Below are 15,543 nucleotides of genomic sequence, written 5' to 3'. Positions count from 1 at the left end.
ATTGCCGTCATTAGCAACTACAAATTCACCGTTTTTGATATAGCTATCACCAAATGTAATACTTCCGTCTGTTAGATTTAGGTCTTTGTTTAGACTTAAATCATAAGTGTTGTTTGTATCGCTCCAAGCTAGTTGTAGATTTCCGTCTGTTGTATTTGCTTCATTCCAGCCATTGACTGTTATGTTTTTATCAACTGCTTTAATAGCTTCATGGATAGTGTTTTTGCCTGTGTCGCCTATGTTATTAGTGATGATTGTTTTATTGCCGTCGTATTTAGTTTCGCCACCAATGATACTTGCTATGTTTTCTAAACTATCTGTGATATTTAGGTCATAGTTAGTATGTCCGTCTGTTTTAGTTGTTCTAACTACACCAACAGAGCCATTGTTAGAAGTAACTGTTGTGTTAGCTTCTTTAAGTTGAGCAACATTTACAGCATCATCATCAGCAGTTCCTTTTGCAACATCGTGAATTTGATTTCCGCCTACACTTACATTGTTATCTGTAAATTTAAGTGTTTTTCCGTCACTATTTACAACTAAACCATTTGGAGTAATAGTTGTTTTATTGCCGTCATTAGCAACTACAAATTCACCGTTTTTGATATAGCTATCACCAAATGTAATACTTCCGTCTGTTAGATTTAGGTCTTTGTTTAGACTTAAATCATAAGTGTTGTTTGTATCGCTCCAAACAAGTTGTAGATTTCCGTCTGTTGTATTTGCTTCATTCCAGCCATTGACTGTTATGTTTTTATCAACTGCTTTAATAGCTTCATGGATAGTGTTTTTGCCTGTGTCGCCTATGTTATTAGTGATGATTGTTTTATTGCCGTCGTATTTAGTTTCGCCACCAATGATACTTGCTATGTTTTCTAAACTATCTGTGATATTTAGGTCATAGTTAGTATGTCCGTCTGTTTTAGTTGTTCTAACTACACCAACAGAGCCATTGTTAGAAGTAACTGTTGTGTTAGCTTCTTTAAGTTGAGCAACATTTACAGCATCATCATCAGCAGTTCCTTTTGCAACATCGTGAATTTGATTTCCGCCTACACTTACATTGTTATCTGTAAATTTAAGTGTTTTTCCGTCACTATTTACAACTAAACCATTTGGAGTAATAGTTGTTTTATTGCCGTCATTAGCAACTACAAATTCACCGTTTTTGATATAGCTATCACCAAATGTAATACTTCCGTCTGTTAGATTTAGGTCTTTGTTTAGACTTAAATCATAAGTGTTGTTTGTATCGCTCCAAACAAGTTGTAGATTTCCGTCTGTTGTATTTGCTTCATTCCAGCCATTGACTGTTATGTTTTTATCAACTGCTTTAATAGCTTCATGGATAGTGTTTTTGCCTGTGTCGCCTATGTTATTAGTGATGATTGTTTTATTGCCGTCGTATTTAGTTTCGCCACCAATGATACTTGCTATGTTTTCTAAACTATCTGTGATATTTAGGTCATAGTTAGTATGTCCGTCTGTTTTAGTTGTTCTAACTACACCAACAGAGCCATTGTTAGAAGTAACTGTTGTGTTAGCTTCTTTAAGTTGAGCAACATTTACAGCATCATCATCAGCAGTTCCTTTTGCAACATCGTGAATTTGATTTCCGCCTACACTTACATTGTTATCTGTAAATTTAAGTGTTTTTCCGTCACTATTTACAACTAAACCATTTGGAGTAATAGTTGTTTTATTGCCGTCATTAGCAACTACAAATTCACCGTTTTTGATATAGCTATCACCAAATGTAATACTTCCGTCTGTTAGATTTAGGTCTTTGTTTAGACTTAAATCATAAGTGTTGTTTGTATCGCTCCAAACAAGTTGTAGATTTCCGTCTGTTGTATTTGCTTCATTCCAGCCATTGACTGTTATGTTTTTATCAACTGCTTTAATAGCTTCATGGATAGTGTTTTTGCCTGTGTCGCCTATGTTATTAGTGATGATTGTTTTATTGCCGTCGTATTTAGTTTCGCCACCAATGATACTTGCTATGTTTTCTAAACTATCTGTGATATTTAGGTCATAGTTAGTATGTCCGTCTGTTTTAGTTGTTCTAACTACACCAACAGAGCCATTGTTAGAAGTAACTGTTGTGTTAGCTTCTTTAAGTTGAGCAACATTTACAGCATCATCATCAGCAGTTCCTTTTGCAACATCGTGAATTTGATTTCCGCCTACACTTACATTGTTATCTGTAAATTTAAGTGTTTTTCCGTCACTATTTACAACTAAACCATTTGGAGTAATAGTTGTTTTATTGCCGTCATTAGCAACTACAAATTCACCGTTTTTGATATAGCTATCACCAAATGTAATACTTCCGTCTGTTAGATTTAGGTCTTTGTTTAGACTTAAATCATAAGTGTTGTTTGTATCGCTCCAAACAAGTTGTAGATTTCCGTCTGTTGTATTTGCTTCATTCCAGCCATTGACTGTTATGTTTTTATCAACTGCTTTAATAGCTTCATGGATAGTGTTTTTGCCTGTGTCGCCTATGTTATTAGTGATGATTGTTTTATTGCCGTCGTATTTAGTTTCGCCACCAATGATACTTGCTATGTTTTCTAAACTATCTGTGATATTTAGGTCATAGTTAGTATGTCCGTCTGTTTTAGTTGTTCTAACTACACCAACAGAGCCATTGTTAGAAGTAACTGTTGTGTTAGCTTCTTTAAGTTGAGCAACATTTACAGCATCATCATCAGCAGTTCCTTTTGCAACATCGTGAATTTGATTTCCGCCTACACTTACATTGTTATCTGTAAATTTAAGTGTTTTTCCGTCACTATTTACAACTAAACCATTTGGAGTAATAGTTGTTTTATTGCCGTCATTAGCAACTACAAATTCACCGTTTTTGATATAGCTATCACCAAATGTAATACTTCCGTCTGTTAGATTTAGGTCTTTGTTTAGACTTAAATCATAAGTGTTGTTTGTATCGCTCCAAACAAGTTGTAGATTTCCGTCTGTTGTATTTGCTTCATTCCAGCCATTGACTGTTATGTTTTTATCAACTGCTTTAATAGCTTCATGGATAGTGTTTTTGCCTGTGTCGCCTATGTTATTAGTGATGATTGTTTTATTGCCGTCGTATTTAGTTTCGCCACCAATGATACTTGCTATGTTTTCTAAACTATCTGTGATATTTAGGTCATAGTTAGTATGTCCGTCTGTTTTAGTTGTTCTAACTACACCAACAGAGCCATTGTTAGAAGTAACTGTTGTGTTAGCTTCTTTAAGTTGAGCAACATTTACAGCATCATCATCAGCAGTTCCTTTTGCAACATCGTGAATTTGATTTCCGCCTACACTTACATTGTTATCTGTAAATTTAAGTGTTTTTCCGTCACTATTTACAACTAAACCATTTGGAGTAATAGTTGTTTTATTGCCGTCATTAGCAACTACAAATTCACCGTTTTTGATATAGCTATCACCAAATGTAATACTTCCGTCTGTTAGATTTAGGTCTTTGTTTAGACTTAAATCATAAGTGTTGTTTGTATCGCTCCAAACAAGTTGTAGATTTCCGTCTGTTGTATTTGCTTCATTCCAGCCATTGACTGTTATGTTTTTATCAACTGCTTTAATAGCTTCATGGATAGTGTTTTTGCCTGTGTCGCCTATGTTATTAGTGATGATTGTTTTATTGCCGTCGTATTTAGTTTCGCCACCAATGATACTTGCTATGTTTTCTAAACTATCTGTGATATTTAGGTCATAGTTAGTATGTCCGTCTGTTTTAGTTGTTCTAACTACACCAACAGAGCCATTGTTAGAAGTAACTGTTGTGTTAGCTTCTTTAAGTTGAGCAACATTTACAGCATCATCATCAGCAGTTCCTTTTGCAACATCGTGAATTTGATTTCCGCCTACACTTACATTGTTATCTGTAAATTTAAGTGTTTTTCCGTCACTATTTACAACTAAACCATTTGGAGTAATAGTTGTTTTATTGCCGTCATTAGCAACTACAAATTCACCGTTTTTGATATAGCTATCACCAAATGTAATACTTCCGTCTGTTAGATTTAGGTCTTTGTTTAGACTTAAATCATAAGTGTTGTTTGTATCGCTCCAAACAAGTTGTAGATTTCCGTCTGTTGTATTTGCTTCATTCCAGCCATTGACTGTTATGTTTTTATCAACTGCTTTAATAGCTTCATGGATAGTGTTTTTGCCTGTGTCGCCTATGTTATTAGTGATGATTGTTTTATTGCCGTCGTATTTAGTTTCGCCACCAATGATACTTGCTATGTTTTCTAAACTATCTGTGATATTTAGGTCATAGTTAGTATGTCCGTCTGTTTTAGTTGTTCTAACTACACCAACAGAGCCATTGTTAGAAGTAACTGTTGTGTTAGCTTCTTTAAGTTGAGCAACATTTACAGCATCATCATCAGCAGTTCCTTTTGCAACATCGTGAATTTGATTTCCGCCTACACTTACATTGTTATCTGTAAATTTAAGTGTTTTTCCGTCACTATTTACAACTAAACCATTTGGAGTAATAGTTGTTTTATTGCCGTCATTAGCAACTACAAATTCACCGTTTTTGATATAGCTATCACCAAATGTAATACTTCCGTCTGTTAGATTTAGGTCTTTGTTTAGACTTAAATCATAAGTGTTGTTTGTATCGCTCCAAACAAGTTGTAGATTTCCGTCTGTTGTATTTGCTTCATTCCAGCCATTGACTGTTATGTTTTTATCAACTGCTTTAATAGCTTCATGGATAGTGTTTTTGCCTGTGTCGCCTATGTTATTAGTGATGATTGTTTTATTGCCGTCGTATTTAGTTTCGCCACCAATGATACTTGCTATGTTTTCTAAACTATCTGTGATATTTAGGTCATAGTTAGTATGTCCGTCTGTTTTAGTTGTTCTAACTACACCAACAGAGCCATTGTTAGAAGTAACTGTTGTGTTAGCTTCTTTAAGTTGAGCAACATTTACAGCATCATCATCAGCAGTTCCTTTTGCAACATCGTGAATTTGATTTCCGCCTACACTTACATTGTTATCTGTAAATTTAAGTGTTTTTCCGTCACTATTTACAACTAAACCATTTGGAGTAATAGTTGTTTTATTGCCGTCATTAGCAACTACAAATTCACCGTTTTTGATATAGCTATCACCAAATGTAATACTTCCGTCTGTTAGATTTAGGTCTTTGTTTAGACTTAAATCATAAGTGTTGTTTGTATCGCTCCAAACAAGTTGTAGATTTCCGTCTGTTGTATTTGCTTCATTCCAGCCATTGACTGTTATGTTTTTATCAACTGCTTTAATAGCTTCATGGATAGTGTTTTTGCCTGTGTCGCCTATGTTATTAGTGATGATTGTTTTATTGCCGTCGTATTTAGTTTCGCCACCAATGATACTTGCTATGTTTTCTAAACTATCTGTGATATTTAGGTCATAGTTAGTATGTCCGTCTGTTTTAGTTGTTCTAACTACACCAACAGAGCCATTGTTAGAAGTAACTGTTGTGTTAGCTTCTTTAAGTTGAGCAACATTTACAGCATCATCATCAGCAGTTCCTTTTGCAACATCGTGAATTTGATTTCCGCCTACACTTACATTGTTATCTGTAAATTTAAGTGTTTTTCCGTCACTATTTACAACTAAACCATTTGGAGTAATAGTTGTTTTATTGCCGTCATTAGCAACTACAAATTCACCGTTTTTGATATAGCTATCACCAAATGTAATACTTCCGTCTGTTAGATTTAGGTCTTTGTTTAGACTTAAATCATAAGTGTTGTTTGTATCGCTCCAAACAAGTTGTAGATTTCCGTCTGTTGTATTTGCTTCATTCCAGCCATTGACTGTTATGTTTTTATCAACTGCTTTAATAGCTTCATGGATAGTGTTTTTGCCTGTGTCGCCTATGTTATTAGTGATGATTGTTTTATTGCCGTCGTATTTAGTTTCGCCACCAATGATACTTGCTATGTTTTCTAAACTATCTGTGATATTTAGGTCATAGTTAGTATGTCCGTCTGTTTTAGTTGTTCTAACTACACCAACAGAGCCATTGTTAGAAGTAACTGTTGTGTTAGCTTCTTTAAGTTGAGCAACATTTACAGCATCATCATCAGCAGTTCCTTTTGCAACATCGTGAATTTGATTTCCGCCTACACTTACATTGTTATCTGTAAATTTAAGTGTTTTTCCGTCACTATTTACAACTAAACCATTTGGAGTAATAGTTGTTTTATTGCCGTCATTAGCAACTACAAATTCACCGTTTTTGATATAGCTATCACCAAATGTAATACTTCCGTCTGTTAGATTTAGGTCTTTGTTTAGACTTAAATCATAAGTGTTGTTTGTATCGCTCCAAACAAGTTGTAGATTTCCGTCTGTTGTATTTGCTTCATTCCAGCCATTGACTGTTATGTTTTTATCAACTGCTTTAATAGCTTCATGGATAGTGTTTTTGCCTGTGTCGCCTATGTTATTAGTGATGATTGTTTTATTGCCGTCGTATTTAGTTTCGCCACCAATGATACTTGCTATGTTTTCTAAACTATCTGTGATATTTAGGTCATAGTTAGTATGTCCGTCTGTTTTAGTTGTTCTAACTACACCAACAGAGCCATTGTTAGAAGTAACTGTTGTGTTAGCTTCTTTAAGTTGAGCAACATTTACAGCATCATCATCAGCAGTTCCTTTTGCAACATCGTGAATTTGATTTCCGCCTACACTTACATTGTTATCTGTAAATTTAAGTGTTTTTCCGTCACTATTTACAACTAAACCATTTGGAGTAATAGTTGTTTTATTGCCGTCATTAGCAACTACAAATTCACCGTTTTTGATATAGCTATCACCAAATGTAATACTTCCGTCTGTTAGATTTAGGTCTTTGTTTAGACTTAAATCATAAGTGTTGTTTGTATCGCTCCAAACAAGTTGTAGATTTCCGTCTGTTGTATTTGCTTCATTCCAGCCATTGACTGTTATGTTTTTATCAACTGCTTTAATAGCTTCATGGATAGTGTTTTTGCCTGTGTCGCCTATGTTATTAGTGATGATTGTTTTATTGCCGTCGTATTTAGTTTCGCCACCAATGATACTTGCTATGTTTTCTAAACTATCTGTGATATTTAGGTCATAGTTAGTATGTCCGTCTGTTTTAGTTGTTCTAACTACACCAACAGAGCCATTGTTAGAAGTAACTGTTGTGTTAGCTTCTTTAAGTTGAGCAACATTTACAGCATCATCATCAGCAGTTCCTTTTGCAACATCGTGAATTTGATTTCCGCCTACACTTACATTGTTATCTGTAAATTTAAGTGTTTTTCCGTCACTATTTACAACTAAACCATTTGGAGTAATAGTTGTTTTATTGCCGTCATTAGCAACTACAAATTCACCGTTTTTGATATAGCTATCACCAAATGTAATACTTCCGTCTGTTAGATTTAGGTCTTTGTTTAGACTTAAATCATAAGTGTTGTTTGTATCGCTCCAAACAAGTTGTAGATTTCCGTCTGTTGTATTTGCTTCATTCCAGCCATTGACTGTTATGTTTTTATCAACTGCTTTAATAGCTTCATGGATAGTGTTTTTGCCTGTGTCGCCTATGTTATTAGTGATGATTGTTTTATTATCATCATCTACTTTTGTCTCTCCACCGATTGAAGTTACTATGCTATTGATAGTATCTGTGATATTTAGGTCATAGTGTTTATGCCCATTTACCTGACTTTCAACTACACCTACTGAGCCGTTAGCACTTTCAACTGTTGTTGCATTTGCTTCAACTGAACTACGCACTGCCCGTTTTAGCTGAGCGACATTGACTGCATCAGTATCTTCGCTACCGGCTGCTACGCCAGTGATTTGGCGAGTGATATTATTATCCGCATCACCTACTGCGATTGCATTTGCAGTTGCAACCCAAGTAGCGTCATCAAGCATTTCAGTATTGTTTGTACTGTTTGTGTCGGTTCCAATATCGTAGCCTTTGTAAAATCTTCCACCAGTAATATTATCCCTATTTGCTTTTGAGCCACTACCAAGTGCTATGGTATCAGCGACACTTACATTTGCATCTTTTCCGATAGCGGCTGAATTTATGCCGCCTATTTCAACGATACCGCCTAATGCACCAAGTGCGTTTTCGGCATACACTTTTGAGCTATCGCCAAAAGCAGTAGAATAATCCCCTGCCGTGTTACCACCGTTATTCCTAATCCACTCTTTAACTATTTCTCTATGTGCTTGATCAAATTCGCCTGAATAAATCCATTCCCACTCATCTTTTTTTTCAATGGTTACTAATTTGCCTGCTTCATTGCGACCTTGCACATAATAAGTGCCATACTGCACTTGAACCGGTTTAGTTACAGTCTGTATATTGCCTTCATCGTCTGTATATGTATATGTATATGTCTCTCCATTTTGTGCATTTTCTGTTTTTAACTCAAATTGAATGCTAATATCAGTGTATGATTTGCCTTCATATGTTAAGCTACCAGAATATACTTCTGAATTTTTACCCCAAGCAGTAGAGTTATCACCACTTGCTTTGGTATGACTTCCCCATGCTGTCGCTCCCGTGCCTGTGGCTTTTGTATTTGAACCCCAAGCGGTAGTGTTTTCATTAGTTGCTTCTGAACGAAAACCAAATGCGGTTGCTTGATTACCACTAGCCCAAGTCTCTGTTCCAAATGCAGTTGCTCTTTTGCCAAGAGCAGCCGTTTCGTGACCCCACGCAGTAGAACTCCAACCAGTAGCTACCGAGCGAAAACCAAACGCAGTAGAGTCTTGACCGGAAGCTATCGTTTGTTCGCCAAAAGCAGTTGAATAAGTTTGATCATTTCCACCCTTCACAGGTGTTAATTTTGCAATTAATTTACCATAATTCAAAGCATAAGTTTCATCATTAGTTGCTGCTGCATAATCTTCTTCTTGTTGGTGCTGACCAATTATCTCTCCTGTTTTGACAATAGAGCCATCTTGTTTTAAAAGAACCCAAACCTCTTTTAATAATCCATCGTCTCTTTCTATAACTCTTCTAACAGGGGTAACTGTATGTTTTTCTCCATTTTTATCGACAAATTCAAATATTGATCCTGCGTTGGTGCTTTGACCCCAAGCAGTTGATCCGTCAGCATTAGCTACTGTGTCTTTACCAAAAGCTGTTGTATGATTTTTAGTTGCTTTTGTGCTTACTCCAAAGGCAGTAGCATCGCTACCACTAGCTTCTGTGCCTTGACCCCAAGCAGTAGCGCGATAACCACTAGCAGTTGTATCGGCACCAAAGGCAGTTGCTTGATTTTGCACAGCGTGTGTATTTTTACCCCAAGCAGTACTATTATCTTTTGTAGCTTCTGTGCCTTCGCCAAATGCAGTAGCTTGTTGTCCGCTAGCAGTTGTGCTTTTACCCCAAGCAGTAGAACGCCAATTAGTAGCTTGATTGCCAGCATCGCCCCATGCCATAGCTCTATTACCAGTCACCTTGGTTCCCATAAGCGCCACAGAGTTCTCGCCCCCTGCCTTAGAGCCATTGCCTATCGCTACGGCGTTTGTCTTATTAGCTTCTGAATTCTTGCCGATTGCAATAGCATCTGTGCCGATAGCTTTTGCGTAGTTTGTTAAAGGATGGCTATTTACGCCGTTTATATGCAGATACGGGCTTGTGATATTTTTTTCGTTATTTAGGAAAACTAATCTATCGTCGCTATAAACCGTGCTTTTTTCAATAGCATAGTATAGTTGGCTACCATTGACAGCGTCTGTGCTATCTTTGCTTATCAAGCCTGCTGCGACATTTTGAATTCTGCGTGGAGCTGTGGCGTTTCCGATACTTACTACGCCTATCGGTTTAGAACCCGCAAATGTCAAAGTTCCGGCTTCAATATTTCCTATTTTTACACCATTAGTATCGTAATCTTCATCTCCTGCCGTGCTAGGACCAGAAACCACATACGCAGCTCCGTCTCCTAAGAAAACGGAATTTTCATAAGTATTTGTTACATTGTTTCCTAAAATAAATACACTATCGTTTCCTGCTGCTATATTGTTATTATTACCTATGGCGTAGCTATTATTTGCGTCTATATATGTTGGGTCACCAAAAGCACCGGAATTTGAGCCTGAAATTTGATGTCCGTAACCCACAGCGATAGAATTTGCACCTGTTATGCTATTATATCTACCGATTGCAGTGGCATTTTCTTCGCTAGTATAGTTTTGAACACCAAGAGCAATAGAGTGAGAATTTTCTACGATATTTTCAAAACCACCGACAAAGCTATACCCGTCTTCTGAGTCTATCCAGTTATCAGAACCCGCTATAAACGATGAAGGTCCGTAAATATCATTATTTGAACCAATCGCAACAGAATAACCGCCAAAATGTTCATCATATTTATCTGATATTACGGTATTGTCAGACCCTAATGCCAAAGAATGATAACCAGATACCACATTTTCGATACCCATTGCAATGGTGTCGTTGCTTGATGCCCTGTTTTTCATACCTATTGCCACAGCATTTTCTTCTGCGGTGATTATATTTTTTTCACCAAATGCCATTGAGTGGTTGCCTTCGATTAGGTTGTTAAAACCAAGAGCTGTCGAGTAAGCACCTTCTGTTTGGTTATATCCACCTACGGCAAAAGCTGCTGTGTTTGTAGCGTTGTTTTCGACACCCACGGCTGCTGCGTAAGGTCCTATGGCGGTGTTTTCATCGCCGACTGTAAGAGTATAATTTCCGTCATTTAGGTTATTGCTACCGACGCTAATAGCTTTTGGTCCGGTTACTTCATTTTGCGCACCGATTGCAGTAGAGAAATCCCCTGCGACCATTTTATTTGCCACACCGATAGCAGTAGAGTTTGCTGCGCCTAAATTTACTGTGTTTAAAATACCGATACCAGTCGAATTTGCATCATGGATTTTATTTTCTAGACCGTAAGCCCCTGCTCCGTTTGCGTCTGCGATATTGCTAACACCAAGAGCGTTTGAGGCAACACCACCGGCAATATTCGAAAAACCAACGGCATTTGAAAATGTATTGTTTGCTTCCGAGCTTTGACCGATAGCTAGTGTGCCAAGCGCACTGGCATTTGTTGATTTATAAATACCTTCTTTATCAACTAAATCCAAATCTGAACAAGTCGTTTTACCAGCTGGATTTTTCAATTTCCCATTTTGAATTTCGCAAGCTCCACTAAATACGGCTTTCAACAATAAAGTTCGCTCAGAAACGGCATTTTCTCCGCCAAGAAATGATATATATTTATTTAGTTCTACGCTTTTTGTGCTACTTGCTGCACTACCTATATCATCACCACCGATAGCGATAGAGCCGTATCCGTTAGCTACGACATTAGCACCAATTGCTATGGTTTGTCCAGCTATGGCTTTTGATTGCGTTCCAATAGCGACACTTTGTCCAGCATCATCGTTTGCTAAATCCTTAGCTATGGCTAAATAACCAATAGCAATATTTCCTTCGCCTGAACTGTCTGCTAATGCCCTAGCACCTAATGCAATAGCGCCAGTTCCATTTGCTTTTGGACCTGGAATTTGAAGTGTCGTAATGACTTTTTCGTTGATTTTAACTTTATAATCCACATGGTCGCTCTCTGTCTCATTATTCCACACTGCACCGCCGATTGCGATATTTCCCATCTTACTTGTCGAAGAATTTCTACCTATGGCGATACTAGTATATCCAGTCGCATCTCCACCCATAGCTGCAAATGTGTATTGGTTGTGAGTTTTACCGCCCAGAATTGCGACCGAATCCTTACCGCTAGCAATAGAGTCTTTGCCAATAGCGATAGAATTATCGGTATTAACAACTCCACCAACAGTAGCAAAAGAATTTGCACCATTAGCGATAGAATTTACGCCCAGTGCGATAGAGTTATCTTTAAGAGCCCTGCCACCCATAGCAGCGAAAGCATTTGTTGCAAGCGCCTTTGAATTTGCTCCAAATGCGACAGAATTTTCATACGCAGTTACGGTGCCTTTGTTGTTATAATCTATATAATTCATAGCCTGTTGAAGCGCTCTATCATAAGAACCTGTTAGCACTCTATAAGAGTTGCCATCACTGGCAGGATTATATTTTACCCATGTAGCATTAGCACTATCGGCACTATGAGCAAGCAATTTGACAAAATTTCCATTATTATCTGTGTATCCTAGATACCAGTATTGCTGACTTAGGTCAGTTACACCCATGTTTTGTAACTCTTCTGTGGTGTATCGTCTAAGCTCTACATTATTAAAGGTTGGATTGTTATTGTTGCCTGTAACTTTCATCCCGCCAGCCGTAGCGCCCTCTCCGAAAGCAGTCGAGCCGATACCAGCTATCGCTCCATTCCACGCGACAGCTCTCTCGCCAGCTATCGCTCCATTCCACGCGACAGAATTTCCACCGCTTGCTACTCCACCGTTAAAGCCAATAGAGTCTGTGGTTACTGTTGTATAAGGGTAGCATGTATCCGATAAAACCAAAGCACCCGAGCCTGCCCTACATAACACAAGTGCTTCTGCTTGGCTTACCATAAACGGAGATAACGCCACAGCCGCAGCAAGCGAGAGCGCTACTTTGCCGAAACTGAAACTACCGTGCGAAGTGTCACCTTTAAGACCAAGTCTAGCAAAAAACGCACTACCGACACTGCCAAAACCCCCACCCACAACGGCTCTTTCGCCGCTATGACCTTTGGCTATCTCGCTGACTACTTTCAAGCCACTAGCGCTTTTTTTGAGTTTAAAAATCTTGTTCATTTCAGATTTCCTTTGTGTGAATTCACTTTACTCTCTTTTAGAACTTTTTCTAAAATCAGATAAATCTCTCAATTATACTACAATTTGACTTTAAAATCGTAAATGAAACAAAAAAAAAAAAAACGATTTTGTAATAAGCTAAATTTGAAATTTTTAGTCCTTGCAAATAGCGATTTTTAGGATATTTTAGAAATTTTAAAAATTTAGAAAAAATTTGCACGAAAAAATTTATTTGTAAATTTTTGAGCGAAATTTAACATTTTCTTTTTTTATATACTTTTTTGATAAATTTTGTGTCAAATTTGTTTCGAAGTTAGCGAAATTTGATTTTATATAGTCGAATTTAGCGATATTTTGGAAATTTTTAGAAAAATTTTTAAATTTTCAAATTTTTTGTTTTTTTTAAAATTAAGATAAATTTGAGTTTATTTTTCGATTTTTTATGAGAAACTTAAATTTTTATAAATTTTAACTCTTTTTAGAAAATTTTTGCAAATTTATTAAAATTTGCAGTTTTTAGTGTGTAAATTTGTAACATTTTTTGAAAATTTTAAAAAAAATGTCACACATAAATTTTAAATTTGCTCTAAATTTTTAAAAATTTCAGCAAATTCTAACAATTCCTTTGAAATTTATGTTGAATTTTTTGTAGAATTTATATCTATTTCTCTCCATTATCATTTTGTAAATTTCACTTCCATTGTCATTGCAAGACGAGCGAAACGAACGAAGCAAAATGAGCGTAGCGACGACATAAGCCGTCATTTCTTGCGAAGCGTAGCGAAGCAGAGCAATCGCCAATGGTTAAATTTACTGTATGGTTTTTTTCGAAATTTATAAAATTTGGTTGTTTTTTTGAATTTTTAAATTCTTTAAATTTTGCGAATTTACATTTTGGTTGTTTTAGCTTTGGCGATTGCTTCGAGCCTGTCGGCTCTCGCAATGACAGATTATATAAATTCGCTTCCATTGTCATTGCGAGAAAAACGAAGTTTTTCGAAGCAATCGCCAATGGTTAAATTTACTGTATGGTTTTTTTCGAAATTTATAAAATTTGGTTGTTTTTTTGAATTTTTAAATTCTTTAAATTTTGCGAATTTACATTTTGGTTGTTTTAGCTTTGGCGATTGCTTCGTTCGTTTTACTCACTCGCAATGACAAATTAAGCAAATTTGTATCCACTGTCATTGCGAGACCACGAAGTGGTCGTGGCAATCGCCAATGGTTAAATTTACTGTATGGTTTTTTTGATTTTTTTGTATCCACTGTCATTGCGAGACCACGAAGTGGTCGTGGCAATCGCCAATGGTTAAATTTACTGTATGGTTTTTTTCGAAATTTATAAAATTTGTTTTGTTTTTTTGAATTCTGCAAATTTACAAATTTACATTCTGATTATTTTAGCTTTGGCGATTGCTTCGTTCGTTTTACTCACTCGCAATGACAAATTAAACAAATTTGTTTCCACTGTCATTGCGAGACTGCGAAGTGGTCGTGGCAATCGCCAATGGTTAAATTTACTGTATGGTTTTTTTGATTTTTTTTGTATCCACTGTCATTGCGAGTTTTTTCGCAGGAAAAACGAAGCAATCGCCAATGGTTAAATTTACTATTTGATTTTTGGAAAATTTATAAAATTTGTTTTATTTTTTTGAATTCTGAAAATTTGCGAATTTACATTTTGGTTGTTTTAGCCTTGGCGATTGCCACGAATTTTTGCTATCGCAAAAATTCTCGCAATGACAAATTAAACAAATTTGTTTCCACTGTCATTGCGAGACTGCGTAGCAGTCGAAGCAATCGCCAATGGTTAAATTTACTGTATGGCTTTTTCGAAATTTATAAAATTTGGTTATTTTTTGAATTTTTAAATTCTTTAAATTTTGCGAATTTACATTTTGGTTGTTTCAGCTTTGGCGATTGCTTCAAGCCTGTCGGCTCTCGCAATGACAGATTATATAAATTCGCTTCCATTGTCATTGCGAGTTTTTTCGCAGGAAAAACGAAGCAATCGCCAATGGTTAAATTTACTGTATGGTTTTTTCGAAATTTATAAAATTTGGTTGTTTTTAAATTCTTTGAATTTGCAAATTTACATTATCGTTATTTCAGCTCTGGCGATTGCCACACTCGCTTTGCTCGTTCGCAATGACAATAGAAACGCAAATTCTCGCAATGGTAATGGAAAGAAAATTCATAAAATTTCATCGTATAAATCTATCCAATTTGGATTTTTGCTTTCAATCAAACTTATTTTTTGTTTGCGATTTCCGCCTTTTAGCTGTTTTTCTCGCAAAATGGCACTTTCCACGCTGTCTGTAACTTCAAAATAGCCAAGTTTATCAACGCCGTAAGTGGCAGTAAAACCCTTGATAACTTTATTTTTATGTTCGTGAATTCGGCGTTTTAGGTCGTTTGTAATGCCGACATAAAGTGTGCCTTGTTTGTTGTTAAACAAAATATAGACAAAATACTGATTTTTCACAAAATACCACCAAATGTAATTTTGAGAAAAATTTTAGCGTAAATTTTTAACTTTTGTGGTTTGTTATAAAAATTTGCAAATTCGCTTCAATGTGTCATTGCGAGACTGCGCAGCAGTCGAAGCAATCGCCAGTGGTTAAATTTAAAAATTTGTTTTTTTGCAAAATTTAAAAGTATAAATTTTTGAATTTTATTTTTTTTTAAATTCTTTAAATTTGCAAATTTATATTTTGTTATTTTAACTTTGGCGATTGCCACGAATTTTTGCTATCGCAAAAA

Annotated in this window: 4 protein-coding genes; 1 reads left to right on the top strand and 3 read right to left on the bottom strand. The window is 36.2% G+C overall.

The genetic code is table 11. The features are described from left to right. The coding region (locus tag PF026_RS07935; protein ID WP_270877191.1) for a hypothetical protein at positions 1-12,780 on the bottom strand (12,780 nt) is incomplete at its 3' end. Positions 12,781-13,383: 603 nt separating this feature from the next. Then, positions 13,384-13,581, bottom strand: coding sequence for a hypothetical protein (locus PF026_RS07930; protein ID WP_270870494.1), 198 nt, complete (start codon positions 13,579-13,581; stop codon positions 13,384-13,386). On the opposite strand from PF026_RS07930, the gene PF026_RS07925 reads away from it, so the two are divergent. Next, positions 13,581-13,799, top strand: a complete 219-nt coding sequence (locus tag PF026_RS07925; RefSeq protein ID WP_270877190.1) for a hypothetical protein — start codon at positions 13,581-13,583, stop codon at positions 13,797-13,799. The genes PF026_RS07930 and PF026_RS07925 overlap by 1 nt on opposite strands. 1,175 nt (positions 13,800-14,974) lie before the next feature. Here the strand turns inward: PF026_RS07925 and PF026_RS07920 are convergent. Further along, complete coding sequence (locus PF026_RS07920; RefSeq protein ID WP_270864202.1) at positions 14,975-15,265, bottom strand: GIY-YIG nuclease family protein; 291 nt, start codon at positions 15,263-15,265, stop codon at positions 14,975-14,977. Positions 15,266-15,543 lie beyond the last annotated feature (278 nt).

Source organism: Campylobacter sp. CS_NA3, assembly GCF_027797495.1.
Lineage (GTDB): Bacteria > Campylobacterota > Campylobacteria > Campylobacterales > Campylobacteraceae > Campylobacter_B.
Note: the sequence above shows the minus strand (reverse complement) of the source record. Positions and strands in the feature narration are given on the sequence as shown.